27 protein-coding genes are annotated in these 26,816 nt (G+C 65.5%); 23 read left to right on the forward strand and 4 right to left on the reverse strand.

The features are described 5' to 3' along the window. Window positions 1-3 precede the first annotated feature (3 nt). Together CTEST_RS02300 and eccD are read right to left on the reverse strand one after the other, a co-directional pair. On the reverse strand, window positions 4-1,122 hold the full coding sequence (locus CTEST_RS02300) for a S8 family serine peptidase (RefSeq protein WP_376701790.1): 1,119 nt from the start codon (window positions 1,120-1,122) through the stop codon (window positions 4-6). Between the two features lie 5 nt (window positions 1,123-1,127). After that, entirely contained in the window at window positions 1,128-2,429 is a 1,302-nt protein-coding gene (eccD, locus tag CTEST_RS02305; RefSeq protein ID WP_052844277.1) for a type VII secretion integral membrane protein EccD, read from the reverse strand. 257 nt (window positions 2,430-2,686) lie between these two features. On the opposite strand from eccD, the gene eccCa reads away from it, so the two are divergent. The 10 genes from eccCa (at window position 2,687) to CTEST_RS02355 (ending at window position 12,591) form a co-directional block, all read left to right on the forward strand. Beyond that, window positions 2,687-6,310, forward strand: coding sequence for a type VII secretion protein EccCa (eccCa, locus tag CTEST_RS02310; protein ID WP_047252361.1), 3,624 nt, complete (start codon window positions 2,687-2,689; stop codon window positions 6,308-6,310). Continuing rightward, window positions 6,307-7,266, forward strand: coding sequence for a type VII secretion-associated protein (locus tag CTEST_RS02315; RefSeq protein ID WP_047252362.1), 960 nt, complete (start codon window positions 6,307-6,309; stop codon window positions 7,264-7,266). The genes eccCa and CTEST_RS02315 overlap by 4 nt, the downstream gene beginning before the upstream one ends. Before the next feature lie 150 nt (window positions 7,267-7,416). Further along, a complete protein-coding gene (locus CTEST_RS02320) occupies window positions 7,417-7,734 on the forward strand; it encodes a WXG100 family type VII secretion target (RefSeq protein ID WP_047252363.1) in 318 nt (105 codons plus the stop codon). A 21-nt stretch (window positions 7,735-7,755) separates the two neighbouring features. Beyond that, window positions 7,756-8,043 (forward strand): WXG100 family type VII secretion target, encoded by a 288-nt coding sequence (locus CTEST_RS02325; RefSeq protein ID WP_047252364.1) that lies wholly within the window; start codon window positions 7,756-7,758, stop codon window positions 8,041-8,043. Window positions 8,044-8,347: 304 nt separating this feature from the next. Further along, window positions 8,348-8,791, forward strand: a complete 444-nt coding sequence (gene rplM / locus CTEST_RS02330) for a 50S ribosomal protein L13 (RefSeq protein WP_047252365.1) — start codon at window positions 8,348-8,350, stop codon at window positions 8,789-8,791. Next, a complete protein-coding gene (rpsI, locus tag CTEST_RS02335) occupies window positions 8,788-9,333 on the forward strand; it encodes a 30S ribosomal protein S9 (RefSeq protein WP_047252366.1) in 546 nt (181 codons plus the stop codon). Before rplM ends, rpsI begins: the two co-directional genes overlap by 4 nt. Before the next feature lie 89 nt (window positions 9,334-9,422). After that, entirely contained in the window at window positions 9,423-10,766 is a 1,344-nt protein-coding gene (gene glmM / locus CTEST_RS02340; protein WP_047254164.1) for a phosphoglucosamine mutase, read from the forward strand. An 81-nt stretch (window positions 10,767-10,847) separates the two neighbouring features. Then, window positions 10,848-11,147, forward strand: a complete 300-nt coding sequence (locus CTEST_RS02345; protein ID WP_047254165.1) for a hypothetical protein — start codon at window positions 10,848-10,850, stop codon at window positions 11,145-11,147. Next, on the forward strand, window positions 11,144-12,391 hold the full coding sequence (locus CTEST_RS02350) for a hypothetical protein (RefSeq protein WP_047252367.1): 1,248 nt from the start codon (window positions 11,144-11,146) through the stop codon (window positions 12,389-12,391). The genes CTEST_RS02345 and CTEST_RS02350 overlap by 4 nt, the downstream gene beginning before the upstream one ends. Further along, on the forward strand, window positions 12,391-12,591 hold the full coding sequence (locus tag CTEST_RS02355) for a hypothetical protein (protein WP_047252368.1): 201 nt from the start codon (window positions 12,391-12,393) through the stop codon (window positions 12,589-12,591). Before CTEST_RS02350 ends, CTEST_RS02355 begins: the two co-directional genes overlap by 1 nt. Window positions 12,592-12,609: 18 nt before the next feature. On the opposite strand, the gene CTEST_RS02360 is transcribed toward CTEST_RS02355, so the two are convergent. Beyond that, window positions 12,610-13,431 carry a poly(ethylene terephthalate) hydrolase family protein gene (locus CTEST_RS02360; protein WP_047254166.1) on the reverse strand — a complete coding sequence of 274 codons (822 nt, stop codon included), beginning with the start codon at window positions 13,429-13,431 and terminating at the stop codon, window positions 12,610-12,612. A gap of 78 nt (window positions 13,432-13,509) precedes the next feature. Between CTEST_RS02360 and glmS the strand changes: the two genes are divergently transcribed. The 13 genes from glmS to groL all read left to right on the forward strand — a co-directional run bounded on the left by glmS (window position 13,510) and on the right by groL (window position 26,279). Beyond that, complete coding sequence (glmS, locus tag CTEST_RS02365) at window positions 13,510-15,387, forward strand: glutamine--fructose-6-phosphate transaminase (isomerizing) (RefSeq protein ID WP_083985659.1); 1,878 nt, start codon at window positions 13,510-13,512, stop codon at window positions 15,385-15,387. A gap of 6 nt (window positions 15,388-15,393) precedes the next feature. After that, window positions 15,394-16,440, forward strand: a complete 1,047-nt coding sequence (locus CTEST_RS02370; RefSeq protein WP_047252370.1) for a maleylacetate reductase — start codon at window positions 15,394-15,396, stop codon at window positions 16,438-16,440. Between the two features lie 19 nt (window positions 16,441-16,459). Next, window positions 16,460-17,560 (forward strand): alanine racemase, encoded by a 1,101-nt coding sequence (alr, locus tag CTEST_RS02375; protein WP_047252371.1) that lies wholly within the window; start codon window positions 16,460-16,462, stop codon window positions 17,558-17,560. After that, a complete protein-coding gene (gene tsaE, locus CTEST_RS02380) occupies window positions 17,557-18,024 on the forward strand; it encodes a tRNA (adenosine(37)-N6)-threonylcarbamoyltransferase complex ATPase subunit type 1 TsaE (protein ID WP_047252372.1) in 468 nt (155 codons plus the stop codon). Before alr ends, tsaE begins: the two co-directional genes overlap by 4 nt. An 85-nt stretch (window positions 18,025-18,109) precedes the next feature. Then, window positions 18,110-19,714 carry an aspartate:alanine exchanger family transporter gene (locus CTEST_RS02385; protein WP_047252373.1) on the forward strand — a complete coding sequence of 535 codons (1,605 nt, stop codon included), beginning with the start codon at window positions 18,110-18,112 and terminating at the stop codon, window positions 19,712-19,714. Between the two features lie 54 nt (window positions 19,715-19,768). After that, window positions 19,769-20,251, forward strand: coding sequence for a hypothetical protein (locus CTEST_RS02390; protein ID WP_047252374.1), 483 nt, complete (start codon window positions 19,769-19,771; stop codon window positions 20,249-20,251). A gap of 5 nt (window positions 20,252-20,256) precedes the next feature. After that, window positions 20,257-20,910, forward strand: coding sequence for a tRNA (adenosine(37)-N6)-threonylcarbamoyltransferase complex dimerization subunit type 1 TsaB (gene tsaB, locus CTEST_RS02395; RefSeq protein ID WP_047252375.1), 654 nt, complete (start codon window positions 20,257-20,259; stop codon window positions 20,908-20,910). Further along, window positions 20,907-21,371 carry a ribosomal protein S18-alanine N-acetyltransferase gene (gene rimI, locus CTEST_RS02400; protein ID WP_047252376.1) on the forward strand — a complete coding sequence of 155 codons (465 nt, stop codon included), beginning with the start codon at window positions 20,907-20,909 and terminating at the stop codon, window positions 21,369-21,371. Before tsaB ends, rimI begins: the two co-directional genes overlap by 4 nt. Then, a complete protein-coding gene (gene tsaD / locus CTEST_RS02405; protein ID WP_047252377.1) occupies window positions 21,368-22,420 on the forward strand; it encodes a tRNA (adenosine(37)-N6)-threonylcarbamoyltransferase complex transferase subunit TsaD in 1,053 nt (350 codons plus the stop codon). Before rimI ends, tsaD begins: the two co-directional genes overlap by 4 nt. A 25-nt stretch (window positions 22,421-22,445) precedes the next feature. Beyond that, the gene (locus CTEST_RS02410; protein ID WP_047252378.1) at window positions 22,446-23,690 is read left to right on the forward strand and encodes a hypothetical protein; all 1,245 of its coding nucleotides are present in this window, start codon (window positions 22,446-22,448) and stop codon (window positions 23,688-23,690) included. A gap of 96 nt (window positions 23,691-23,786) precedes the next feature. After that, on the forward strand, window positions 23,787-24,221 hold the full coding sequence (locus tag CTEST_RS02415; protein ID WP_047252379.1) for a hypothetical protein: 435 nt from the start codon (window positions 23,787-23,789) through the stop codon (window positions 24,219-24,221). 136 nt (window positions 24,222-24,357) lie between these two features. After that, entirely contained in the window at window positions 24,358-24,657 is a 300-nt protein-coding gene (groES, locus tag CTEST_RS02420) for a co-chaperone GroES (protein WP_047252380.1), read from the forward strand. Between the two features lie 8 nt (window positions 24,658-24,665). Beyond that, on the forward strand, window positions 24,666-26,279 hold the full coding sequence (groL, locus tag CTEST_RS02425) for a chaperonin GroEL (RefSeq protein WP_047252381.1): 1,614 nt from the start codon (window positions 24,666-24,668) through the stop codon (window positions 26,277-26,279). Between the two features lie 59 nt (window positions 26,280-26,338). On the opposite strand, the gene CTEST_RS02430 is transcribed toward groL, so the two are convergent. After that, window positions 26,339-26,644 carry a WhiB family transcriptional regulator gene (locus CTEST_RS02430; protein WP_047252382.1) on the reverse strand — a complete coding sequence of 102 codons (306 nt, stop codon included), beginning with the start codon at window positions 26,642-26,644 and terminating at the stop codon, window positions 26,339-26,341. Window positions 26,645-26,816 lie beyond the last annotated feature (172 nt).

Below are 26,816 nucleotides of genomic sequence, written 5' to 3' on the forward strand. Positions count from 1 at the left end.
TCCTCACATCGAGCTGGCGGGACTGTCGGGCTGGCCGCCCGTGAGGCGGCGGATGAGAACGCCGATGACGAGCACCACGGCGAACAACCCAAACAGCAGCAGAGCACGCTCACGCGCGGGGTCCGCGAGTGGGGCAGGAACCTCGAGCATGAGATCACGCGAGGGAGTCAACAGCGGCGGGCCCGCCACGTAGGTGAGCACCCGGTGGGGGTCCACCACTCCGAGTCCGGGTTCGGCTGCCTGCCACAGTCGCTCCCGGATCTCGGCGGCGGTCTCGTCGGAGTATCGTTCCCGCAGCAACGCGGCGGTGCCGCTGACCACGGGTGCAGCGAAGCTGGTGCCCTCGAAAGCGGACGCGTCGCCGTTCCCAGTGGTCATCCCAGAGGCACGTCCTTCCCCGCTGGGCGATAAACCAGCGGCGACGATGCCGGGGGCGCTGAACTCGCCGGGGAGAGAATACTCGGCAGACGAATGAGGATCACGGGAATGGGTGGCGCTGACGGCCACCACGGTCGGGGAGTGCGCGGGGTAGACCACCGAGCCGGGGTGGCAATTGCCACCGTTATTGCCCGCCGCGGCGACGACGATGACCCCTTCGGACTCGGCGCGATGGAGGGCATCGTCGAGGACGCGGGCGTCGATAAGCGGGGCCTGATGGGCGGGCACGCAGGAGACGACCGAAACATTGATCACGCGGGCGCGGGCATCAATGGCGAGATGGATCGCTTCGGCGAGATTGGCGAGCGTGCCGGACGTGTCCGCCCGATCAGTGCGATAGTGGGCGCTGGATTGGCGGATGCTGAGTAAGCGCGCGCCGGGAGCGATGTCGCGGATGACCCCGGCGACGATGGTGCCGTGCCCATCGCAATCGAAAAGCGGGTCCGGAGTGGCACGAGCCACGAGATCCGCGACCGCTTCGACCTCCCCGAGCTGCGGATGAGCGGCAACGCCCGTGTCGATGACGGCCACGGCCACACCCTCGCCGCTGGCAATGCGATGAGTGGCCGGCCGCGGCGTCAGATCGGCATCGGCCGCCGACAGGGGAACAGCGCAGGGAGTGGTCGGTGCTTGAGCAACGCTGAGAGCCGGGGTGGAAAGCGCAAGCAAAATAACAACGAGCACGAACCTCATCCCAGCCCCCTGATGAGCAAGAACAAACCCGCGACGTGGGCGGCCAAGGGAAGAGACGCGGCGATGGCGAGCGACTCCGCGCGTTCCCACCACACGACGGTAGTGGGCTCGAGGTCGGGGACCTTGGCGGCCCACATGGGGGCGCTGATGGCCGCTGACACGACCCCGAGCGCGACGACGATCTGAAAAGGATGATCGCCCATCGCCAAGCAGACACCCACCAACGCGGTGAGCCCGACGCTGAGCCAGGCCCACACCGTCGCAGCCTGGTGATGCCGTCCGGCGTGCACAATCGTCGCCCCAGCAACCGCAACGCAAAGCCCGAGGATGAAACCTCCACCCTGGTAACCCAGGTAGAGCAACGCCGGAATGACGCCGAGTGCGGTACCCACCGCGAGGCCCTCGTGGATCCGCAGTGCGCGCCGGGCCCGGCGGTTGACATCCGGTTGCACAGCATCGGCGACCTGGAGGTCTTGGCCAGCCGTGGGTAGGCGAGGGATCTTCAGGCCAGCCGCGCGGACAGCACTGCCGGGGATGATCGCCATCCCGAGCATTCCCGCTGCCACGACCAGTGCGGCGGGGGCGTCGGGGGACGGCAAGTGTGCGGCGAGCGCCGCGATGGCCACCAGGCCGGTCACCGCGATGAGAGCGGAGCCGATGCGCGGACCGGGGCCACCAATGACGGCGGTGAGCAGCAACGTGAGCACGAGGGCGGTCCCAGCGGAGAGCGCTTGCCAACTGAGGGTGGAGTAATCGAAGGGATCAGCAGAGGCCTCGCCGACGAAGACGGCGGCTGCGGCGGTGGCACAACCGATCGCCGCCAGGGACAAGGCCACGGAACCTCGACGCCACAACAACATCACCAGCGCGATGAGAGCTGCCGTGGCCAGGGCGTGGGACAACGGCTCCCACTGCGCGACCAGCACGGCCGCGCCGGCGCACCCGGCCAAGGTTCCGGCCACCGCCATGCCCTCTGGGCGGGATCCGGAAGGTGCTGCGGCAAGCGACTCAGCGGCGTCGCGAATAACCGGCGCCGGGGTCTCATGGCGCGGACTGAGCACCACCACCGAACCATGATCCAACGAGGTCTGATGCAGCGGCAGCGCCGGATCGATGGGTAGGCCAGCGGCAGTGGTGGCCTGCCACGGCCGAGAGATCCGCGGGGCGCCACACAAAGCGACGATCTCGGGAATGAGATCGGCCAAGGCCGAACCCGCCGGCAAAGCCAGATCCGCCTCCCGACGATAGGCCCCGACGTGGAAACGAACGGTCAGGCGCAGAATATGGTCGACGCTCACAATGGTCCCCCTGGACATCGGTGGAAGCCGCGGCTGGTGCGCACACCCCCGTGCGCCCCGCGGCATGGGCACCATCTTCGCCCACGGCGCCGGGGCTGTCCACCGCTAGCACCTCATCCTGCGGGTGGGGGAAAAGTGTTTTAGGATCAGCCTTGCTGTGTCGCGGCCATGTCGCGGCCATGCCGCGCCCATGTCGAGCGAGGCGGTGAATGTTCCTGGTTGGGGTGACCAGGGCATCGGGAAAAAGGGGGACAGCCATGCTGGGAACTGATGTGGAACGCATCGTGGAACCGCTCACGCTCGCGGAGCGGGAGCCGACGCCGCCCTTGCCACAGGGCACGTTGTCGGCGGAGGCGGTGCCGCCAGCGCATCGCCCGGGGCCGCTGCCGCTGGTGCGGATTCTTATGCCCATCGTGATGATCGCCGGTATGGCGCTCATGGTGGGTCTCATGGTCATGGGAGGGGCCGGAGCAAATCCCATGATGTTGCTCTTTCCGCTGATGATGGGCATGTCGATGGTGATGATGTTCGCCCCGCCCCAAGGCGAGGACGTGGATGAGACCAGGCGCACGTATCTGCGCCATCTGGGGGCGTTGCGGGATAAAGCACTGGCCAACGCGGAGCAGCAGCGTGCCCACGAGTACCACCGGCATCCGGCGCCGAGCGAATTGTGGGCGCGGGTGGACACGCGCCGCCTGTGGGAAAAGGGAGCCGGAGATGCCGATGAGTTGGAAGTGCGGATCGGCACAGGGGATACGAGCCTGTGCACTCCCATCCAGGTGGCGGATTCCGGGGCGGCGGAGGACCTCGATCCCGTGTGTGCGGTCAGCCTCCGTTCGACGGTTCGGGCGGTGAGCGTGTGCCCGGACATGCCGGTGGCGGTGCAGCTGCAGGCCTTCCGATTCTTGGGGATTTCTGGTCCGGCGGCGCAGGAGCTGGCGCGCGCCATCGTCGTGCAGCTGGTGACGGCGCACGGGCCGGAACGGGTGGGCATTGAAGTTATCGGTGAGGGCTGGGATTGGGTGAAGTGGCTGCCGCACACCCGCGAGCCGGATAGTGCCGCCCATCGAATTCTCATCGTCAGTGCCGTCACCACCACCGGCACTGAGCCTTATTTGGATGATCCCACCTGGACCACGATCATCGACGTGGGTTCACGGGCAACGACGGCGCTGGGGATGCGGGCGGAGGCGGAGGGCTTTTCCCTGGCGGCCTCGGCCACCGAACTCAGCGCGCATACCGCCGCTGGCGTGGAGGTGCTCGGGGTACCTGATCGCCTGCGGGTGGAGGAAGCCACGATTGTGGCGCGGGCGTTGACGCGCTACCGGCGGCCGGACGGGGCGCAGATGAGCAGTGGGCGCGATTTGACCTCTCTCATCGGGCTGGCCGACATTGATCAGCTCACCCCGGAGACGATGTGGCCGGGGCGGCTGCAGTCGCGGCAGCGCCTGGTCGTGCCGATCGGGACGACGGAGCAAGGCGTGCCGGTGCGCTTGGACCTCAAGGAATCCGCGCAGGGCGGGATGGGGCCGCATGGGTTGTGCATCGGGGCGACGGGCAGTGGAAAGTCTGAGCTGTTGAGGACCCTCGTCGTTTCTCTGGCGGCGACGCACAGCCCGGAGGAGCTCAACCTTGTGCTCGTTGACTTCAAGGGCGGCGCGACCTTTCTCGGGTGCGAGTCGTTGCCGCATACTTCGGCGGTGATCACCAACCTTGCTGACGAGGCGATTCTCGTTGAGCGGATGTACGACGCGATCTCCGGTGAGCTCAATCGGCGCCAGGAGGTCCTGCGCACGGCGGGCAACTTTGCCAACGTCAGTGATTACACCGCGGCGCGGCTGGGCGGGCGCGATGATCTCGACCCGCTCCCGGCCCTGTTCATCGTGGTGGATGAGTTTTCGGAACTCCTGGCCGCGCACCCCGATTTTGCTGATCTCTTCGTCGCGGTCGGTCGCCTTGGGCGTTCGCTGCACGTGCACCTGCTGCTGGCCAGCCAGCGCCTCGAAGAGGGACGCCTCCGCGGCCTGGATTCACACTTGTCCTATCGCATCGGCCTGAAAACCTTCTCGGCAGCGGAGTCGCGCCAGGTCCTCGGCATAACGGATGCCCATCATCTGCCCGGCACACCCGGCGCGGGCTTTCTCAAACATGACGCCGAGGACATCACCCGCTTCCAGGCGGCCTACGTGTCGGGGCCGTTGCTGCGCCGCGATGTCTCCGCCCTGCCGGGCAATCGCGAGCGTCGCGTCGCGCTGTTCACCGGGTGGGAACAATTCGCGGAGGAGGATGAGACGCCGACGGTGCTCGACGAATCAACAACGCTTCTCGACGCCGTCGTGGACAAGGCCCGCACCACCGCCGCCGCCCGCGGCCAGCGCGGTCGGCGGATCTGGCTGGAGCCGCTGCCCCCGGCCATTGAACTGGCCGGGGTCGCCGACGACGTGGGGTTCCTTTCCGCCGCGATGGGCATCATTGACCTGCCCTACCACCAACGCCAGGATCCCTTGGTGGTGGATTTCTCCACCGGGGGCGGGCATCTCGCGGTGTGTGGTGGGCCGCAAACGGGGAAGTCGACGGCGCTGCGCTCGGTCGTGGCTTCCTTGGCGGCGACGCACGCAACCGACCAGATCCGTTTCTATGTCCTCGACTTGGGCGGCGGGACGCTGGGGAGCCTCTCGATGCTGCCGCATGTGGCGGGCGTGGCCGACCGGCACGATCCGGAACGGGTGCGGCGCATCGTCGACGAAGTCACCGGCTTCGTCGACGCCCCTGAACAACGGCACACCTTCCTCGTGGTGGATGGCTGGCACAGCGTGGTCAGCGATGTCGATGACCTGGTCGAGCCCATCACCCGCATTGCCGCCGATGGGGCGTCAGCCCGGGTGCACCTCATTATTTCTACCCCGCGCTGGACGATCCTGCGCCCGGCTATCCGCGACCTCATCACCACCCGGCTCGAGCTGAAACTGGGCGAATCGATGGATTCGCTCATTGATCGCAAGGCCCAACAGAAGCTACCGGCCAAGCCGGGCCGGGGGCTAACCGATGATGCGCGGAATATGCTCATCGCCTTGAGCTCCTCGCAGGATCTCGCGCACATCGCGAGTATTTCCGGCGCGGCTGTCCCGGCGTTGAAAGTCCTGCCCGAGCGCATCGGCCTGGTGGACCTAGAGCCCGCGGAGGGTGGAGGGATTCCCCTGGCCGTGGGTGGTCCCCGCCTGGAAACGTTGGCCTGGGTCCCCGGATCCAGCCCCCACCTGGTGTGCATCGGTGGGCAGGGTTCCGGGAAGTCAACACTGCTGCGCACGGTGGCGGCGGGGATCAGCGAGTGGGGGCCTGGGAAGGCTCGCCTCGTGGTCATCGATCATCGCCGCGCCCACCTGGGCGCACTCGACGAAGACATGGTGGCTGTCTATTCAGCGACCTCGCCCGCGACGAAATCCGCGTTGGACGACACCGTGGCCACGTTGCGTTCCCGCCTGCCCGGCCCAGACATCACCCCGCAGGCGCTGGCGGCCCGTTCCTGGTGGACCGGTCCCGACATCTTCGTGCTTATCGACGACCTCGATCTCGTCGCCGATCACCTCCTCCACCCGTTGGTGGAGTTGCTGCCGCACTCCCGCGACATCGGTCTGCACCTGGTCATCGCGAGAAAATCCGGCGGCGTCGGGCGGGCCCTCTTCGGGCCCTTCCTCTCCGCGGTGCGCGACCAAACCCCGGCGGTCATGCTTCTCGACGCCGACCGGGATGAAGGTGCGATCTTCGGAATCAAGCCGCTCGCCCAGCCACCCGGCCGGGGCACGTGGCAAGTCAGGGGCGACACCGTGGGCGTTGCCCACGTCGCCACAGTGGAGGAGACGGTAGAGGAGGAAGATTCATGAGCGCCCCGGCTGTCCCCGTCACCTTGACCATCACCGTCCTTGACAGCGCCACCATCTTCGAAGGCCCCGATACGGTCTACCGCTATGACCTGCCCGGCACCGGCATCGTCGACGGGTGGGCGCTCCCCGCCGTCCTCGACCAGGCCCGGGAACTATGCCACCTGCAATGGCCCGAGGTAGAAATCGTCATCGACGCCGACGAATCCGCCACGGAAGTACTCACCCACAGCTTCCTCAATAAAGGAGTAGCGGCCTATCCCTCAGAGGCACTGCGGGAAACCCCACTCCCGATGGTCAAAGAGGAAGAAGAACTCACCGTCATCCGCCCCACGAGTGATAGCGGACGGCATCGCCTGCCCGGCGGGGCGGTGATCAGCCCCTTCCATGGTGTCGTGGCAGCCGTGGTCATCGCGATCGGGTGTTTAAGTTGGTGGGCCCTGGACAGCGGGCCGGTGCCGGTCGTGGCAGAGCCCGTGGCGGAGGCTGTGCCACCAGCCTTGCCGCATGATGGGGAGCAGGCAACGTCGATAAGCATGCCACCGCCTCCCCAGGTCATCCTGGAACATGCGGGCCTGCGCGTGAGCGCGCCGGGAGGGTTTCGCCTGGAAGACCGGGATGGCGGGTTGATGGCGCTGGGGGAGGACCCCGCGCTGCGCATCCACCTCGCCGCGGACCCGGTGTATTCGGTACCCGCCGCGGCGGTGCTGGCACGAGTGGACGAGATCATCACTCACGACGACAGCCTGCATCCCCTCGACCCGCAGCGAGGAGCACACGGGCAGGAGATGACCCGCTATCGGGAGGACCCCGGCGATGGCTCAGGCGTGGTGTGGCACACCTGGGTCGATTCCGGGCACCAATTCAGCGTGGGCTGCCACTCCCGAGCCGAGGCAACAATTCCCCAGGAAGCGGCCTGTCGCATGGCGCTGGACAGCCTCGAACTCACCGGTGGCTAAAAACTTCCTCGCTCCGGGGAACCGCTGGGGGCAATTCGGAGTCCAACAAAAGTGAAAGGAACGCATGAGGGCCTTTCGGGGGAGCGCCGGGATCAGCCTGGCGCCATAACTCAAGAATTAACCCACGTTCGAGGAGGGGCGAACCACACTATGAGCAGCATGTTCAGGACAGAATCCGACGTAATGCTGGCAACCGCCGGCCGGGTCGACAGCACCAACAATGAGGTACAGGGAGAACTAGGCCGCCTGCAGGGTGTCGTGGATGGCATCCGCGGCAGCTGGGCCGGCTCCGCACAGGTCAGCTTTGACTCGTTGATGCAGCGGTGGAACAACTCCGCCCGTGAGCTGCGTGAGGCACTGACCAGCATTTCAGACAACATCCGCCACAACGCCCAGTCCTTTGACTCCACCGAAGCTGATAACGCGCAGGCGTTCAGCAACGTTGGCGGTCAGGGCTTGGCTCTCTAGGTTAGAAGGAGCACACAGATCATGGACGCAATTAAGTATCAGTTCGGTGCCATCGATGCCGCTGCCGGCGACATTAATGCCACCTCCGGCCGAATCAATGGGCTGCTCGATGACCTCAAGTCTCAGATCCAGCCGATGGCTGCGACCTGGGAGGGCGAGTCGGCTGCCGCTTACGCGGAAGCTCAGGCCCGCTGGGACCGGTCAGCTGCGGAGCTCAACACCATCCTCGCCACCATTTCCCGCACCGTTTCCCAGGGCAATGAGCGGATGAGTGACGTCAACCGCCGGGCCGCCGCTAGCTGGGGATAACCAAGAAACGCTGGATCTACCCATCCCGGCAGACGCATCAAGGATCCAGCGCCCGGAGCAGTTGGGCTGACTGCTCCGCACTTTCTCTGTCTCACCATCGTCCAGCCGCCCACCTGGGGTTCACCCACGGTGGGCGTTTTGGCGTTCCACCCCTCGGTGGCCTAGAGTTAATTCCCTGTGTGCGCTGCCTCGACTAGCTAGTCAGGGCAGCAGATCATTCCGCGGGTCTCCACCGGCCGCCGCGGCTTCATCCCCGCGCACAGCACCTGGCCGGCAGCCCCAGACAGACTTTCAAGGAGTCATTTTGTCTACTTTCCACCCGAAGAGCGGTGACATTACCCGTAAGTGGTACGTCATCGACGCCACCGACGTGGTGCTGGGTCGACTTGCTTCCCACGTGGCAGACCTGCTGCGCGGCAAGGGTAAGCCCCAGTTCGCACCGAACGTTGACTGCGGTGACCACGTCATCATCATCAACGCCGACAAGGTTCACATCTCCTCCAACAAGCGTGAGCGCGAGATGCGTTACCGCCACTCCGGCTACCCGGGTGGACTGAAGTCCATGACCCTGGGTAAGGCTCTGGACACCCGTCCGGACCGCGTGGTTGAGGAAGCAATCGTCGGCATGATGCCGCACAACAAGCTTTCCCGCTCCTCCGCTAAGAAGCTCCACGTTTTCACCGGCTCCGAGCACCCCTACGCCGGCCAGAAGCCCGAGTCCTACGAAATCAAGCAGGTGGCACAGTGACCGACCAGAATCAGAACGAGGACCTGAACGTGGTTGAGGCCGGCGACATCGACGCCGCCACCGCTGCCACCGAGGAATTCAACTACACCATCGCCGACGCCGTCGCCCCCGAGGCTGACGTCGACGAGACCGAGGTTGTCACCGAGGTCGTTCTCGAAGGCCCGATCCAGACCGTTGGTCGCCGTAAGCGCGCCATTGCCCGCGTCCGCGTTGTCGCCGGCACCGGCGAGATCACCTGCAACGGCCGTGCTCTGGACGAGTACTTCCCGAACAAGCTGCACCAGCAGGACATCCTTGGTCCGCTGACCCTCCTCGAGCGCGAGGGCCAGTTCGACATCAAGGCCAACATCTCCGGTGGCGGCCCGACCGGCCAGTCCGGCGCTCTGCGCCTGGCCATCGCCCGCGCCCTCAACCTGTACAGCCCGGCTGATCGTGCCGCCCTGAAGAAGGCCGGTTACCTCACCCGTGATGCTCGTGCAGTCGAGCGCAAGAAGGCTGGTCTGCACAAGGCACGTCGTGCCCCGCAGTACTCCAAGCGTTAATTTCGCTGGTTGCCTGCCAACGCCGTCCCTACCGCTTCTTGCGGAAGGGACGGCGTTCGCCGTTAGGGTGGGCGTGCATAATGGACGACATGACAAGACTTTTCGGCACTGATGGCGTTCGCGGTCTCGCGAACAAGGAACTCACGGTCACGATGGCATTGAAGTTGGGGGCGGCAGCTGCCCGCGTCCTGACCTCGGACCGCAAGTCCAGCGACTTGCGGCCCATCGCTGTTGTGGGCCGTGACCCGCGCGTCTCTGGCGAAATGTTGGCCGCGGCTCTTTCGGCTGGCTTGGCATCGTGTGGCGTGGATGTGCTGCGCGTTGGTGTGATCCCGACCCCGGGTGTCGCTTTCCTCACGGATGATTACGGTGCGGATCTCGGCGTCATGATCTCGGCGTCCCATAATCCGATGCCCGATAACGGCATCAAGTTCTTCTCCGCTGGTGGCAAGAAGTTGCCCGATTCCGTCGAGGACGAGATTGAGGCGATGATGGAGAACCTCCCCGAGACCGGGCCCACCGGGACGGGCGTGGGCCGCGTCATCGAGGAGTCGCCGGATGCGCAAGATCGCTACCTGGCGCACCTGCGGGATTCGGCCGAGACTGATCTGACGGGCATCAAGGTCGTCGTGGACTGCGCCAACGGTGCTGCATCCGAGGTTGCTCCGCTGGCGTATGCGGCGGCGGGCGCTGAGGTCATTGCCATCCACAATCGGCCCAATGCGTACAACATCAATGACAATGCCGGTTCGACGCACATCGACCAGACCCAGAAGGCTGTCCTGGAGCACGGAGCCCACCTGGGCTTGGCCCACGACGGTGACGCTGATCGTTGTCTCGCGGTTGACGCGGAGGGCAACGTGGTTGATGGCGATCAAATCATGGCGATTCTCGCGGTCGGTATGAAGGAAAAGTCGGAACTGCGCAAGAACACCCTCGTGGCCACCGTCATGAGCAACCTGGGGCTCAAGATCGCGATGAAGGAGCAGGGCATCCCGATGCTGGAGACCCAGGTCGGTGACCGCTACGTGCTGGAGGAGCTCAATCGCGGCGGCTACAGCCTCGGCGGCGAGCAGTCCGGCCACATCGTGTTGCCGGATCATTGCACCACTGGCGATGGCACCCTCACCGGTCTCAAGCTCATGGCCCGCATGGCGGAGACGGGCAGCACTCTTGGCGAGTTGGCGTCGGTGATGAAGGTCCTGCCGCAGGTGCTCATCAACGTACCTGTCGCGGATAAGTCCGTTGTCGCCGATCACCCCGATGTCCTCGCGGCCATTGCTGTTGCCGAGGAAGAGCTGGGCGAGTCCGGCCGAGTTCTCCTGCGGCCCTCGGGCACCGAGGCGCTGTTCCGCGTCATGGTGGAGGCAGGCGGCAGCGAGCAGGCCCGCCGGGTCGCAGGCCGTTTGGCTGCCGTGGTGGCATCAGTTTAAAGCGGGCGGGAACCTTTGGCCCCCTCGGGCAGTCCAATACTGATGAGGATCAGTTGAGGAATGCTACGAGGGGGTTTCATCATGTCGGGGATACATCTCGACCTGCACGAGGCGTTGGCCGTGTTAGCCCGGCTGCAGGCAGACGGGGAGGATCAGCACCGCAGGCACGTCGCCACATCGCCGTCCTTCCCCATCGCTGCCGCTGGTCGCGATTTCGCCGACCGGGGGCAGGCAATTGCCCACATGTTGCAGCGGGTGCACAACGCGGGAACACTGCGGATCGATGCTGTTCGGGCTACCGCCGACGCGGGCGTGGCGCAGGTGCAGGTGTACGGCGGCGTGGACAAGCTCGGTGGCGCGCAGCTGGAGGCGACGGAATGAGGGCGAGCGGCTACGGTGCCGCAGTGCGGCAGCTGCAGCAGTCCTCGCGCGGGCTCTACGCGGGCCCACGGATCGGGGAGGAGGTGCTCAATGAGGCCCTCGCCGCCACGGAGGGGTTGGATCCCTCAGCCTTGCTGGGGCATACGCGCCAGGCGGTGGGAAGTAGTGATGCTTCGACGATGCGGCTGGGGATCCTCCCCGAGATTGCAAAGCTGCTATTCCAGGTCGCGGCGGGTGCGATTGCCAACAAGCTCGGCGACAAGATCGAGGAATGGTGGAGCAACCGCCAACAATCATCAGAGTTGAGCGACTCGGCGGAGCAGGCCAGCGATGCCCTCACCGATATTCAGACGACGTCGGACTTGAGCGTCTCGGAGATCCTCAGTGCCCTGACCGCCGTGATCACCCAGTTGAGCTCGTTTCTCTCCCGCATCGACCCTTCCACCTACCCGCGGGAGTTCTCCGAATGCGTCTCCGCTGGTTCAGAGCTTATCGACGCCGCGGGGGCCACCGTCCTCGAGCAATGCCGCGACCGTGACAAGGCGGTATGTCAGTGTTTCGATGAGTTCCTAGCCCGCTGCGAGCCTGTCTGCGACAAGCCCGCCAGCGGGCCAGCCCACAGGGATGTGGCCACCTGCGACGACGTATCCACTGCACCAGCGCCGTCGTCCGGTGGGGGAGGAGGGGGAGGGACGAGTAGCGCTCCGCCTGCCGCTGCTCCGCCAACTGCACCGCCGCCTGCACCGGAGACACCAACGCAACCGCAGTCGGTGGCACCGCCAACGGAATCCACCCCGCCGCCACCGCCCACTCCACCTAACCTTCCCCCGGAGACACCACCACCAGCACCGCCCACCGTGCCCCCGATCGAGCCGCCACCGACGGCACCTCAGTCGGTTGAGGAATGCCCTCCGGCCGAAACCCAGGAGTGCGAGCCGCCGGAAGAGGAGGACAACGGCGACGATTTCACGGGCATCCTTGGCCTGATCGGGATCGGCATTCTGGCGCTGTGCCTGGAAGCGATCATCGACTGCCTCCAGGAGCCCGTTCTTCCCGAGCCGCCCGCTGTCCCTGAGCCGGAACCCGAGCCCGAACCCGAACCTGCGCCCGAACCACCGCCGCCGCCGAAACAGAACCTGCCGACGGATCTCGCAGCAGTCCCCGAACCACCACCGCCGCCGAAGCAAAATATCCAGGTAGAGGAACCAGTCGCGGGCGGGGCTAGAAAGGCAGGGCAGTGGTAATGGACTTTGAAGAGTTTTCGCGTCAGTTCCGGGAGCGCACCGCACAGCGGATGGTGGAGTTCGAAAAAGCTCTCGCGCAGGCACAAAAACGGGTGGAAAAGTCGGTGGAGGCGCCAAAGCCAGCGGCCACCAACTACCACAACACCCCCCGAAAGCCAGCCGCTCGGGGCCGGGTCCAGGGGGTGCTGCGAAAGAACTAGCGCGCTGACAACGGTGCGCTACAGCGCAGCCTTGTCGGCGAGCTCCTCGCCATCGAAGGACTGCACGTGCTTGGCCTCCGCAAGAGGGGCGGCAAAGTCGGAGTACTTCTTCTCGCCGCCGAGCTCGTGCAAGAGGAAGCCGGTGAGCAGACCGCGGGCCGTGTCCTGCGCGGAGTACTGCGGCAGGCCCAAGCCGAAGCTGAATTGGAAGAGGGCGTCTTCGGTGAAGCCGGCCTGATTGCCGTTGGTGATCTCGCGGTAGGCGACGGGTCCGCCCCAGTTGAGGGCGACCTTGGGGGGATTACCGGCGTCGAAAAGCTCATTGCGGCCCGAGCCGATGACCAGGCCGGGGGCCTGAACGTAGCGGGCGGCCTCCGTCGAGGAGGGCGTGGTCACGGCCGGGTAGAGCGCACCGACGGCCTTGACGGTCGGATTATTGGCGGCCATGAGGACCGCAGCGCCTGCTCCCATGCCGTGCCCGGCGACGCCGAGCTTGCCGGGGGAGACGGTGACCTTGCCGTGGCCGAGCTTCACGCCAGCCGCGATCTGGAGGCAGGTTTCCAAGTCTGCGGAGAAGCCGCGATGATCAGGGGCGATCCCCCGCTCGGTATCGGGGGCGGTGACGACGATTCCCCAGCTGGCTAGGTGGCGCAGGGTGGCGTGGTAGTTCTTCACCGACTTGGTCCAGTCGTGGCCAAAAGCGATCGCCGGAACACCTTTACCTTCCGCCGGGGTATAGACCTTACCCGGCAGGCCGGCGTAGTTGAGGTCACCGACGAGCACGCGATGCGGGCCCCGCTTGGATAGTTGGGCCAGGTGCTTTTTCAGATTCGCAGACACGACCACCACGATAGTGGAAGATCACCGGTGGGACCGCAAAACTCCGCCGGTTTGACCATCTCCGCTACAGTCATCGTCATGTGTGGAATTGTTGGATATGTCGGTCACCGACAAGGACTAAACCTGGCGCTGGAAGCACTGCGCCGTATGGAATACCGCGGGTACGACTCCTCGGGCATTGCTGTCGCGGGAGTTGACGCTGACGGCGACCAGGTCATCAATATGGTCAAGCGGGCGGGGAAGCTCGCCAATTTGGAAGACAAGATCTCGGAAGTCGGGGCGGACAACCTCGAGGGCACCACCGCTATTGGCCATACTCGCTGGGCCACGCACGGCCGGCCCACCGATGCCAATGCTCATCCCCATATGTCCTATGACGGTCGGGTCGCGATTGTTCACAACGGCATCATCGAGAACTTTGCGCCGCTGCGCGCAGAGCTGGAGGCCGCGGGCATTGAACTGAAGTCGGAGACGGACTCCGAGGTAGCGGCGCATCTTCTGGCGCGCGCCTACAACGAGGGGGAGACCGCGGGAGATTTCCGGGCGTCGGCCCTGGCCGTGCTGGCTCGCCTCGAGGGTGCCTTTACCTTGCTGTTCATGCATGCCGATCACCCGGACGAGATTATCGCTGCTCGCCGTTCCACCCCGCTCATTGTGGGCGTGGGCGAGAATGAAATGTTCCTCGGCTCGGACGTCGCGGCGTTCATCGAGTTCACCAAGAATGCCGTGGAATTGGATCAGGACAACGTGGTCATCATCACCGCCGATGGCTACGAGGTGCTCAACTTCGATGGTTCCGCCGCCGAGGGTAAGCCCTTCACCATCGACTGGGACCTGGCTGCGGCTGAGAAGGGTGGCTTTGATTCCTTCATGATGAAGGAGATCCACGAGCAGCCCGCCGCCGTCCGCGATACCCTCGCGGGCCACTTCCAGGATGGCCGGGTCGTGTTGGATGAGTCCAATATCTCCGAGAACGATTTGAAGTCCATCAACCAGGTCTTCGTCGTCGCCTGTGGTTCGGCGTATCACTCCGGATTGCTGGCCAAGTACGCCATTGAGCACTGGGTGCGCGTGCCCGTGCAGATCGAGGTGGCTTCTGAGTTCCGTTACCGGGACCCGGTCCTCGATGAGCGGACCTTGGTCCTCGCTATTTCCCAGTCCGGCGAGACCGCCGACACCTTGGAAGCCGTGCGGCATGCGAAGACCCAAGGCGCGAAGGTCCTGGCGGTGTGCAACACCAACGGTTCGCAGATCCCGCGCGAGTCTGACGCGGTGCTGTACACCCATGCCGGGCCGGAAATCGGTGTGGCGTCCACGAAGGCGTTCCTGGCGCAGGTCGCCGCCAACTACATTGTTGGTCTGGCATTGGCGCAGGCCAAGGGCACTAAGTACCCGGATGAGATCGTGGAGATCTGGGAGGCGCTGGAGGAGATCCCGGGCAAGGTGGAGGAGGTGCTGGGTTGCCGCGACACGATCCGGGAGATCTCGGATGCGCTTGGCCAGGTCCGCACCATGCTCTTCCTGGGCCGAAACGTCGGCTACCCCGTGGCCTTGGAGGGTGCGCTCAAGCTCAAGGAGCTGGCCTACATTCACGCCGAGGGCTTCCCGGCGGGCGAGCTCAAGCACGGCCCCATTGCGCTCATCGAGGATGACCTGCCGGTCGTTGTCGTTGTGCCGTCCCCGCGGGGCGTCAAGCTGCTGCATTCGAAGATCGTCTCCAATATCCAGGAGATCCGGGCGCGTGGCGCCAAGACGATCGTCATCGCCGAAGAGGGCGATACCTCGGTCGAGCCCTATGCCAACTGGCTCATCACCATCCCGGAGTCCGCGTCGATCATGCAGCCGCTGCTGGCCACGATCCCGTTGCAGTACCTGGCGGCGGATATCGCCCGGGCCTGCGGTAACGATGACATTGATAAACCGCGCAACCTGGCCAAGTCGGTGACGGTGGAGTAACCCGCCATGACTGCCACGCCACTCACCTTCCGGCACGACACCCTCGGGCAGCGGGTGCTGTTTGGTGCGAATCAGGCGGCCGAGCACGTGGCCGCCGAGATCAACGGCCGGAAGGTGATGGTGGTGGCCAGCCCCCGCGAGATGCGGCGGGCGCGCGAGCTCTTTGCCGATCTGAAGATCGCGGTGTGGCACGAGGATGTGGCCATGCACGTGCCGGTGGAGGTGGCGGACCGTGCCCGGGGCGTCGCAAAGCAGCACGACATTGACCTGCTGGTGGCGGTCGGGGGCGGCTCGGCGGTGGGAACGGCGAAGGCCGTAGCGCTGAGCACGGGGATCGAGCTCATCGCCGTGCCCACCACCTACGCTGGTTCTGAGGCGACGGATGTGTGGGGGATGACGGAGCAGGGCCGCAAAACCACGGGCCAGGACCCGCGGGTGCTGCCCACGGCCGTGATCTACGATTCCACGCTGACGGTTTCCCTGCCCGTGGATCTGTCGGTGGCCTCGGGGCTTAATGCGCTGGCCCATTGTGTCGACTCGCTGTGGGCTCCTCGTGCTGATCCGATCAACGCGGCCCTCGCTACGGAGGGGGCGCGGGCCTTAACCACCGGACTGCCCCGAGTCCATGACAACCCGGTTGACCTGGGTGGGCGTGATCAGTTGCTCTACGGCGCCTACCTCGCCGCAGTGGCGTTTGCCTCGGCGGGGGCGGGAATGCATCACAAGATCTGCCACATCCTCGGCGGTACCTTCAACCTGCCGCACGCCCCCACGCACGCGATCGTCTTGCCCTACGTCGTGGCCTTCAACGAACCGGCCGCCGCAGAACGCCTCGGGGTGGCCTTCGGTGGCCTCGCGGGCCTGCAAGAGTTAAGAAAGCGTATCGACGCCCCGCGGGCCCTGCGCGACGTCGGCTTCACCGCCGCCGGTATCCCCGAGGTCGTCCGCCAGGCATTGGACGCCGTCCCGGCGTCCAATCCGCGCCCGGTGACGGCCGACAACCTCACCGAGTTGCTCACGAGGGCGTTAGTCGGGGCGGAGCCCGCCGGATAGCAGTGGCACAATGTCACCCATGGATCTTTTGAGCACCCGCATTGATCTGGACGCCATCGCCCACAACACGCGCACCATCAAGACCCTCATTGGGGAACAGGTGCGCCTCATGGCCGTGGTGAAGGCCGATGGCTACGGGCATGGCGCGCTGGAAGCAGCGAAGGTGATGGGCGCGAACGGGGCGGAAGCCTTCGGCGTGGCCACCCTGGCGGAAGCGGTGGCGCTGCGGGAGGGGGGCATCGATACGCCGATTTTGGCGTGGATCTGGTCCCCGGACGAGGACATCACCGAGGCACTCGCCCTCTCCATTGAGCTGGGGGTGCCTTCCCTGCGGCACGCCCGCGCCCTGGTCGAGGCCGCGATTCCCGCGCGGGTGGCCATCAAGGTGGATACCGGGCTCCATCGTTCCGGGGTGGATGAGGCGGACTGGGAGGAGGTGTTCACCCTGCTGCGCGAGGCCGAGCACCTCGACGTCACGGGAGTGTTTTCCCACCTGGCGTGCGGGGACGAGCCCTTCAACCCGGCCAACGATGCCCAGGGGGCGGCCTTGGTACGCGCCATCGAGCTGGGACGCTCCCTCGGGCTGGACCTGCCGATCAATCACTTGTGCAACTCGCCGGGGACGCTGACGCGTCCGGATTTTCACCATGAGCAGGTGCGGGTGGGTGTCGCGCTTTACGGGCTGGAGCCCATCGACGGGCTCAGCCATGACCTCCAGCCGGCGATGACGTGGTCGGCGGAGGTAATCACGGTCAAGCCCATCCGACCGGGGGAATCCGTAAGCTACGGCCACACCTGGACCGCGGAGGACGCAGGGTGGCTGGCGCTGGTTCCCGCGGGCTACGCCGACGGGCTGCCCCGCGCCTGGCAGGGGACCCTGCAGGTGGGTATCGGCGGCAAGCTCTACCCGCAGGTGGGTCGAGTGTGCATGGACCAGATCGTCGTCCACCTGGGCCCCAACGAGTTCGGGGTTCAGGCCGGGGACGAAGCAGTGATTTTCGGCGAGGGCGGGATGAGCGCCACCGAGCTGGCCGCCGCGACCGACACCATCAACTACGAGATCGTGTGCCGGCCCACCGGGCGCACCACCCGGGTCTACGAAGGCGGTATTGAGCTGTGAGCTTCCCCCGCGAAGGCACCATCGAATTGGCCACGGCCGCTGACACCCAGGCGTTCGCCGAAGACCTGGGCCGGACCCTCCACGCCGGCGACGTGGTCATCCTCGACGGACCCCTGGGGGCCGGAAAGACGACTTTCACTCAGGGCCTGGCGCGCGGCCTGCAGGTGAAGGGCCGGGTGACCTCCCCGACGTTTGTCATCGCCCGCGAGCACCGTTCGACCGTGGGCGGCCCCACCCTCATCCACGTCGATGCGTACCGGCTCCTCGGCGAGGACGGCACCGGGGAGCTGGACTCGCTGGACCTGGACACCGATCTGGAGGACGCGGTCGTCGTCGCCGAGTGGGGCGGGGGGCTGGTGGAGCAGATCGCTGATTCTTACCTCCACATCACCATCGACCGCGAGACTGCTGTCCGGCGCGACCCGGAATCAGAGGCGCGCCTCATCAGCTGGAGGTGGGTGTAGGTCTCAGGTACTTGCTGAACTCGCCCGGATCGGAGTTCAATGGCAAGGAAGAAGTCACACTGCATACACAGAATGGGACAGCATTGTGCTCAGTTTTCTTGCAGCTAACCCCCTCATAGCCCTCGTCGCCATCTTGGCGTTGGGATTGGCCTTGGGAAAGGTCCGCGTTTTTGGCCTCTCGCTGGGAGCAGCTGCCGTGCTGTTCGTCGCGTTGGCCCTCTCGACGATCGACCCCAATATCCAGATCCCGCCCCTGGTCTTCCAGCTGGGCCTGGCCATGTTCGTCTACGCCATCGGCCTGACCGCCGGTGTACAATTCTTCGCCGAGTTCCGCACGCGCGGCTGGCGGCTGACGGTGTTCATGATCGTGCTGCTGACGTCGCTCGTCGCTGTCGCCTATGGCCTCATCAAGATTTTGGGCCTCAAGGCGACCACGGGTGCGGGTATGTTCACCGGAGCGTTGACCTCGACGCCGGGTATGGCTGCGATCGTCGGCATGCTCGAGGACATTGATCCTTCTGCCGCGGGCGAGCCGGTCATTGGCTATTCGCTGGCGTACCCGGGTGCGGTGCTGGGCACCATTTTGGTGGCGGCGATCGGGGCGAAGGTGCTCAAGGTCGATCACATCGAGGAGGCCCGCAAGGAGGGTCTCATCATCGCGCCGCTGGATTGGCAGGGCGTGCGCATCGGCCCGGGTGTCAGCGGTACCGTCGCGCAGCTGCCGGTCCTCGCCGGTGCGGACATCATTGCCACGCGCATCGTGCACGGGGAGCATGATCATTCGCTCGCCTCGCCCACGGATGAGCTGTTCGAGGGCATGGTGCTGGTCATCAACGGCACCGAGGAAGCCATCGCCCAGGCTCAAAGCGCCCTCGGAGAGGCCGTCGATGTCCGCATCGAGGACACCGACTTGGTCTACCGTCGTTTGACGGTGTCGAACCCGCGGATCGTCGGCCGTAAGCTCTCCGAGCTCAATACCGTCGACGCCGGTTTCCACATCGCGCGCATCCGCCGTGGTGACTCCGATGTTGTGCCTGGCGCAGATGATGTGCTCAACTATTCCGACCGCGTCCGCGTCGTGGCCCCGCCCAACCGGATGAATGAGGTCCGCAACTACCTCGGCGATTCGGAGCGCTCTCTCGCCGCCCCGGACCTGTTGCCCTTCGCCCTTGGGTTGCTGCTGGGGTTGTTGATCGGGTCGATCCCCATTCCGTTGCCGGGTGATTCCGTGCTCACCCTCGGTTTCGGTGGCGGCCCCATCGTCGCCGGTCTCATCCTTGGTGCGTTGCATCGCACGGGCCCGATTACCTGGACCATGCCGTACCACGCCAGCAACACGGTGAGCACCCTCGGCTTGGCGCTCTTCCTCGCGGGTGTGGGCACGACGGCGGGCGCGGGCTTTAAAAAGGCTCTCACTGACCCGGCCTCCCTCAACTACATGGCGGCTGGCTTTGCCATCACGCTCATCTCCGCCCTGCTGTGCGCCGTCATCTGCATGCTCGTGCTGCGCCTGACGTGGGATGAGTCGATGGGCGTGGCCGCCGGTGCGACGACGAACCCGGCGATCATCTCCTACCTCAACGGGCAGACTGGAACGGAGCTGGCAACCCGCGGGTACGCCACTGTGTATCCCACGGCGATGGTGGGAAAGATCATTGCCAGCCAGGTGCTGCTGCTTCTGTTGCTGTAGGTGGCGGGTAGCCTAGGAAACGTCTCACATGCCCCACCTAGGAGAGTAGCTATCATGCGCCTGCCCAAAACTGGTCTGTATCTGATCACCGTCATCCTCGTCGCGTGGATCGGTTTCCTCGCCTTCGCTATCGCCTCGGCCCCGGCCAAGGCGGAGTCGCAGTTTTCTACTTCCGGTGCCCTGGAGAAGGCGGTGGCCAACGCTGATGCGGAAGGCCTGAGCGTGGTGGGTTTGTCCCCGGCTGACCTCTACGGCGAGGAGTACGTCGTCGCCGCCGTCGTGTGCCCGTATTCCACCGAGGACGGCCTCATGCAGATGTACGGCGTCGATGCTTCCGAGCTCAATCTCGGCCCCAACGGCGTGGCCGAGGACACCAACTACCTCATGCTGGGCACCCGGGAGGGCGAGGTCGTTTTTGATCAGATGAGCCGCAACGAGGTGGACCTGTGCGCCATCCGCACCCAGCCGACCTTCGCCGCTGAGTCCCTTCTGCCGCTGATGACGAGCCAAGAGGGCGTGTGGACGCTGCTAGGTTAGACCCTGTGCTTGTACTTGCGATCGATACCTCCACACCGGACCTGGTCACGGGTCTGGTCAACACCACAACCGGTGACACCGTCGACCGCACCCTTCCGGGCACCCGGGCCCACAATGAGCAATTGACGCCGACTGTTCAAGAATTGCTTATCGACGCCGGCGTGGCCTTCGCCGACATCGATGCCATCGTCGTTGGCTGTGGTCCGGGCCCGTTCACCGGCCTGCGCGTCGGCATGGCCTCCGCGCAGGCCTTCGGCGATGCTTTGGGCATCCCCGTTCATGGTGTGTGCTCTCTCGATGCCATTGCCCAGCGTCTGCCCTCGGGTCGTTCCTTGGTGGTCACTGATGCCCGGCGCCGGGAGATCTACTGGGCCACCTATGACCAGGGCCGGCGCACTCACGGCCCCGATGTGGTGGCTCCTGCCCAGCTCGTCTTGCCGCATGAGGTGGACGTGATGTCGGTGCCAGCTGCGCTGTCCGCGGCGGTTGACGTGGACGTCGATAAGCATGACCTCGTGCCCGACGCGACCTCGCTGGTCGCAGTGGCCGATCTGACTGCTGCCCCGGCACCATTGGTGCCGCTGTACCTGCGGCGACCGGACGCGAAAGAACCGAAGCCGCGTCCGCAATCCCCGGCAATTCCCCAGGTCGAGTTGTGAAACTGCGACTGCTGGACGCAGCCGACGCACCCCGCTGCGCCGAGCTCGAAGAAATCCTCTTCCCGGAAGATAACCCCTGGCCAGCACACGCCTTTGTCAGTGAAATCGCCGCGCCCCACACCCTGTACCTGGGGGCCGGCGACGAGGCTGGCCTGTGGGCTTACGCCGGAATGGCCCGGCTGGGACCGGCCGATGACCCTGAGTTCGAGATTCACACCATCGGCGTCGACCCGGCCCGGCAGCGCCAGGGCCTAGCACGGATGCTCATGGATGAGTTGATGTCCGTCGCCGACTACCACGATGGCCGCGTCTTCCTCGAGGTCAGGGTGGACAACGAACCCGCCATCGCCCTGTATGAAGCCTATGACTTCACCCGGCAGGGCATCCGCCACCACTACTACCAACCCTCGGGCGCCGATGCCTACACGATGTTAAGAAACTCAAGGAGCCGCCGCCGATGATCGTCCTCGGAGTGGAAAGCAGTTGTGACGAGACCGGAGTGGGCATCGTCGACCTGGCTGAGGATGGCACGCTGCGCATTCTCGCCGATTCGGTGGCCTCGTCGATGCAGCAGCATGCCCGGTTCGGTGGCGTGGTCCCCGAGATAGCCTCCCGTGCGCACTTGGAAGAAATGGGCCCGGTCATGCGGGCGGCCCTGGCGGAGGCGGGCGTGAGTAAGCCCGATGCTGTGGCCGCGACGGTGGGTCCGGGTCTCGCCGGTGCTCTGCTCGTGGGGGCCTCCGCGGCGAAGGCCTACGCCGCTGCCTGGGGAGTTCCCTTCTATGCCGTCAACCACCTCGGCGGGCACGTCGCCGTGGCCAACCTGGAGGGCGAGGTGCTGCCGCATTCGGTGGCGTTGCTCGTCTCCGGGGGGCACACGCAGCTGCTGGAGGTGGATGCGGTGGGCAAGCCGATGCGCGAACTGGGGTCGACGCTTGACGATGCCGCGGGGGAGGCCTACGACAAGGTCGCCCGCCTCCTCGGGCTGGGCTATCCCGGTGGCCCCGTCATCGATCGCCTGGCGGCCCAGGGCAAAGGCGACGCCATTGCTTTCCCGCGCGGGCTGATGAAGAAGTCGGATTCTCGTTATGATTTCTCCTTCTCCGGGCTGAAAACTGCCGTGGCCCGCTACGTGGAGGCCGCTGAGCGGGAGGGCCGGGTCATTTCCGTCGAGGATGTCTGCGCATCCTTCCAGGAGGCCGTGGTGGACGTACTCACCGTCAAGGCGGTGCGCGCCTGCCAGGATGTTGGCGCTCGGGTGTTGTTGCTGGGCGGGGGAGTGGCGGCGAACTCTCGGCTGCGGGAGCTGGCGGCGCAGCGGTGCGCGGACGCCGGGATCGAGTTACGCGTGCCGCGCTTGTCCCTGTGCACCGACAACGGGGTCATGATCGCCGCGTTGGCTGCGCAGCTGATCCACGAGGGCGCGGATGCCAGCGAGTGGACGGTGGGCACCGACCCTTCCCTGGAGGTGAGCATTCCCCTCGTTGGGGGTGTTGGTTATGAAAACTAGTTGCAATAGGGTTTAGTCTCAGTGCATGACTAACGTGCGCGCGCGACGCCGCCTCCTGTTCCCGGCCGCCACCCTGACGCTGTCCGCCCTCCTCGTGGGATGCACCTCGGGCCAATCAACTCCGACGACCTCCGAGGCTCCCTCCGTAGCAACAGCTGCCAAAGAACCCGTCGAGGTCCGCGTTGCCCAGCAGCGCCTGGCCATCTCCCACGATGGCGGCGTCACCGTCGTCGACGTCACCCCGGGGACGCAGCCCCGCGAGCTTGCCACCATCGAGGCCGACGGCTACCTGCGCCTCAACCCCGCCGGCGATGACCGCCACGTGTTCGTCTCCACCAGCGAAGGCTTCCGGGCCCTCGACCTGGGAGCCTGGACCGAGCCCCACGATGACCACGCCCACCACTACGCCGGAGACCCCGTCCTCACCGACCGCCTCATCACGGCCTCCAAGCCCGGTCACGTCGTTGCCGGCGAAGGACATGTTGTGCTTTTCGACGACGGCACCGGCGAGGTCACCACCCTCGACACCGCCGCAGCGGAGCTTCCCACCACCAGCACCTTCACCCTCACGCCCCACCACGGCATCGCCGTGCCCTCCGGCCACGACTACCTGGTCACCACCGTCGGCGATGACGGCAAGACCCGCACCGGCATTGCCGTGGTCGACGTGGACGGCACTCAACTGCAGGCATTCCCCGAGTGTCCGGGCACCCACGGCGCCGCCGAAGCACACAATGCGGTCCTCTTCGGCTGCACCGACGGCGCGTTGATCTGGAACAACGGCGCGACGACCAAGGTGGCCGCCCCGGATGCCTACGGGCGGATTGGCAACCAGGCCAGCGTGCCCAGCTCCCCGATCGTGCTGGGCGATTACAAGGTGGACAAGGACGCCGACCTGGAGCGCCCCACGCGCGTCACGCTCATTGACACCGCCACCGGCGACCTCAAGCTCGTCGACCTGGGCACCAGCTACACCTTCCGCTCCCTCGGCATGAGCGAATCGGGCACCCCCGTCGTGCTGGGCACGGACGGCTCCCTCCACGTCCTCGATGCCGCCGCCGGCACCGTTACCCGCACCATCCCGGTACTGGGTGAATGGGAAGAATCCCTCGAGTGGCAAGACCCGCGCCCCACCCTCCTCATCGACGGGGAGACCGCCTACGTCACGGACCCGTCTACCAAGGAACTCTTCGTCGTTGACCTGCTCACCGGCGAGACGACTTCGACCCTGACGCTCTCCCAGGTCCCCGACGAAGTGACAGCCGCCTAACCAGCAGGTGAACACTTGGATTTCGGCGGGCGTTGGGCCAGTGCTGAGACTACTTCTGGAGGAGACCCTGCCCCATAACTTAGGAGCCTTCCCACCATGATCACCGGCTTTCTCGTCCGCCCCGACCTCACCCACAACTCCGTGACATTCGACCTCGACCAGGCCGCCCAGTTCCTCGGCGGGGTCAATGAGGACCGTGTCGCCGTGTCCTTCCAGGAGGACGGCTCCGACTACGCCGCATTGTTTAACCCGGACGCCAAGGCCAACGGGGCAGAGCCGAACCCGGTGGCCTCCCTCGGGCGGCAGGCCGCCGCCACCGGTGCAGGTTCCTTCCTCGCCGATCCCACCCGCGCTATTTCCGGGACCGTCATCTTTGTCGCCGCCGAAGGGGACGATATTGGGTTGGAGGAGATCCGCCGCGTCAAAGACGGTATCCGGGCGGTAAAGAACTATCGCGATGACAATCCCGAGGAGTACGCCCTGTGGCGGGCAGCCGTGCTCAACCTCGGTGAGCTCAATATCAACGACTGATTGTTGAAGGCTGGCACTCGCGAGGGTAGAGTGCCAGTCAGGTTGTCTTGACCCACAGTTGTTCACCCGCGACGACGGCTGTGCTGCGTACCACAACCGGCACATACAACTCACTTCACTACACGGAGGAATCATCGTGGCAAACGTCAACATCAAGCCGCTCGAAGACAAGGTCCTGGTCCAGATCGTCGAAGCCGAGACCACCACCGCTTCCGGCCTCGTCCTTCCGGACTCCGCCAAGGAGAAGCCGCAAGAGGCCACCGTCATCGCCGTCGGCCCGGGTCGCACGGATGAGAAGGGTGCTCGCATCGCCGTCGACGTCAAGGAGGGTGACACCGTCATCTTCTCCAAGTACGGCGGAACCGAGCTGAAGTACGGCGGCGAAGAGTTCCTGCTGCTGTCCGCTCGTGACCTGCTCGCGATCGTCGAGAAGTAGACCGCGATATGGCAAAGCTCATTGCTTTCAATCAGGAGGCCCGCCAGGGCATCCAGCGCGGCGTGGATACGCTCGCGGACGCCGTGAAGGTCACCCTCGGCCCGCGCGGACGCAACGTTGTCCTCGACAAGGCCTTCGGCGGCCCGTTGGTCACCAACGACGGCGTCACCATTGCCCGCGAGATCGACGTTGAGGATCCCTTCGAGAACCTCGGCGCTCAGCTGGTCAAGTCCGTCGCCATCCAGACCAACGACTCCGCCGGCGACGGCACCACCACCGCAACGCTGCTCGCTCAGGCCCTCATCGCTGAAGGCCTGCGCAACATCGCCGCCGGTGCCAACCCCGTCGAACTCAACCGCGGTATCGCTGCCGCAGCGGAGAAGACCGTCGAACTGCTCAAGGACCGCGCCACCGAGGTCGTCTCCTCCACGGAGATCGCCAACGTTGCTACCGTCTCGTCCCGCGACCCCCTCGTCGGCGAGATGGTCGCTGGCGCGATGGACAAGGTCGGCAAAGACGGCGTCCTCACCGTGGAGGAGTCCCAGTCCATCGAGTCTTCTCTCGATGTGACCGAGGGCATCACCTTCGACAAGGGATTCCTGTCCCCGTACTTCATCACCGACATGGACACCCAGCAGGCCGTGCTGGATGATCCCCTGGTGCTGCTCGTGCGCAACAAGATTTCCTCCCTGCCCGACTTCCTTCCCCTGCTGGAGAAGGTCGTCGAGTCGAACAAGTCGGTCCTCATCGTGGCCGAGGACATCGAAGGCGAGCCCCTGCAGGCCCTGGTGGTCAACTCCATCCGGAAGACCATCAAGGCTGTGGCGGTGAAGTCCCCGTACTTCGGCGAGCGTCGTAAAGCATTCATGGACGACCTCGCAGTGGTGACCAACGCCACCGTCATCGACCCCGAGGTCGGTGTCACCCTCAGCGAAGCTGGGGCCGAGGTCTTCGGTAGCGCCCGCCGCGTGACCGTGACCAAGGACGAGACCGTCATCGTCGACGGCGCTGGCACCGCCGAGGAGGTGGAAGCCCGCCGCGAGCAGATCCGCCGCGAAATCGCCTCCACCGACTCCACCTGGGACCGCGAGAAGTCGGAGGAACGCCTGGCCAAGATGTCCGGCGGTATCGCCGTCATCCGCGTCGGCGCCCCCACCGAGACCGAGGTCAACGAGCGTAAGCTCCGCGTCGAGGACGCCATCAACGCTGCCCGCGCAGCCGTGCAGGAAGGCGTCATCGCCGGCGGTGGCTCGGCGCTCGTGCAGATTGCCCAGGAGCTCAAGTCCTACGCCGAGGAGTTCGAGGGTGAGGCCCGCACCGGCATCCTGTCGGTCGCCCGAGCACTGACCCGCCCCGCCTACTGGATCGCCGCCAACGCTGGCGTCGACGGCGCAGTAGTCGTGTCCAAGATTGCAGAGCTGCCGAACGGGGAAGGCTTCAACGCCGCCACCCTGGAATACGGCAACCTCATCGAGCAGGGCATCATCGACCCGGTGAAGGTCACCCACTCGGCTGTTGTGAACGCGGCTTCCGTGGCCCGGATGGTCCTCACGACTGAGGCCTCCGTGGTGAACAAGCCTGCGGAGGAGGCGGAGGCCCACGCGGGTCACCACCACCACTAAGGCAACACGCTCAAGCCCGGCAGCACCTCGTGTGTTGCCGGGCTTGTGTCTTTGGGTTGCTAGACCTTCACTTCGATGCGCAGGCGCTTACTGCGGTTGCGTAGGACGTTGAGGCGCTCCACCTCGGACAATCCACCCCAAATGCCATAGGGCTCAGCCATCTCGAGGGCGTGCTCGCGGCAGGCAGCAATGACGGGGCAGGAATGGCAAATGAGTTTTGCTCGGCTCTCGCGCTGGGAGCGGGCGCGCCCCCGCTCGCCGTCGGGGTGGTAAAACACCTCTGAATCTTCGCCCCGGCAGGCGCCTTGAAGCTGCCAGTCCCAGAAGTCTGCGTTCGGTCCGGGAAGCAGATGCGGCTGAGCCATGGTGTGGTATCTCCTCATGAAAGTGAACGTGCACGTGCGCCGACTGTGGATCAGTGGCCCTTTGGCAGTGTTCAGTCACTTGATGAACAACCGGTAGCCAACATGTGACGAGCGAGTGCTATTTCTGGGGCGAAGTTAAGAAAACGCCCACAACCAGCAATTATGGTGTAGG

It is taken from the genome of Corynebacterium testudinoris (genome assembly GCF_001021045.1).
Classification (GTDB): domain Bacteria; phylum Actinomycetota; class Actinomycetes; order Mycobacteriales; family Mycobacteriaceae; genus Corynebacterium; species Corynebacterium testudinoris.

Excerpts from the sequence above, each read along its gene's own strand:
- CTEST_RS02430 (WP_047252382.1), bottom strand. The coding sequence starts at position 26,644 with ATGGCTCAGCCGCATCTGCTTCCCGGACCGAACGCAGACTTCTGGGAC.
- CTEST_RS02325 (WP_047252364.1), top strand. The coding sequence starts at position 7,756 with ATGGACGCAATTAAGTATCAGTTCGGTGCCATCGATGCCGCTGCCGGC.
- CTEST_RS02415 (WP_047252379.1), top strand. The coding sequence starts at position 23,787 with ATGATCACCGGCTTTCTCGTCCGCCCCGACCTCACCCACAACTCCGTG.
- CTEST_RS02370 (WP_047252370.1), top strand. The coding sequence starts at position 15,394 with ATGACTGCCACGCCACTCACCTTCCGGCACGACACCCTCGGGCAGCGG.
- eccCa (WP_047252361.1), top strand. The coding sequence starts at position 2,687 with ATGCTGGGAACTGATGTGGAACGCATCGTGGAACCGCTCACGCTCGCG.
- groL (WP_047252381.1), top strand. The coding sequence starts at position 24,666 with ATGGCAAAGCTCATTGCTTTCAATCAGGAGGCCCGCCAGGGCATCCAG.
- alr (WP_047252371.1), top strand. The coding sequence starts at position 16,460 with ATGGATCTTTTGAGCACCCGCATTGATCTGGACGCCATCGCCCACAAC.
- CTEST_RS02320 (WP_047252363.1), top strand. The coding sequence starts at position 7,417 with ATGAGCAGCATGTTCAGGACAGAATCCGACGTAATGCTGGCAACCGCC.
- CTEST_RS02345 (WP_047254165.1), top strand. The coding sequence starts at position 10,848 with ATGTCGGGGATACATCTCGACCTGCACGAGGCGTTGGCCGTGTTAGCC.
- tsaD (WP_047252377.1), top strand. The coding sequence starts at position 21,368 with ATGATCGTCCTCGGAGTGGAAAGCAGTTGTGACGAGACCGGAGTGGGC.
- CTEST_RS02315 (WP_047252362.1), top strand. The coding sequence starts at position 6,307 with ATGAGCGCCCCGGCTGTCCCCGTCACCTTGACCATCACCGTCCTTGAC.
- glmS (WP_083985659.1), top strand. The coding sequence starts at position 13,510 with ATGTGTGGAATTGTTGGATATGTCGGTCACCGACAAGGACTAAACCTG.
- CTEST_RS02355 (WP_047252368.1), top strand. The coding sequence starts at position 12,391 with ATGGACTTTGAAGAGTTTTCGCGTCAGTTCCGGGAGCGCACCGCACAG.
- CTEST_RS02350 (WP_047252367.1), top strand. The coding sequence starts at position 11,144 with ATGAGGGCGAGCGGCTACGGTGCCGCAGTGCGGCAGCTGCAGCAGTCC.
- glmM (WP_047254164.1), top strand. The coding sequence starts at position 9,423 with ATGACAAGACTTTTCGGCACTGATGGCGTTCGCGGTCTCGCGAACAAG.
- CTEST_RS02410 (WP_047252378.1), top strand. The coding sequence starts at position 22,446 with ATGACTAACGTGCGCGCGCGACGCCGCCTCCTGTTCCCGGCCGCCACC.
- CTEST_RS02390 (WP_047252374.1), top strand. The coding sequence starts at position 19,769 with ATGCGCCTGCCCAAAACTGGTCTGTATCTGATCACCGTCATCCTCGTC.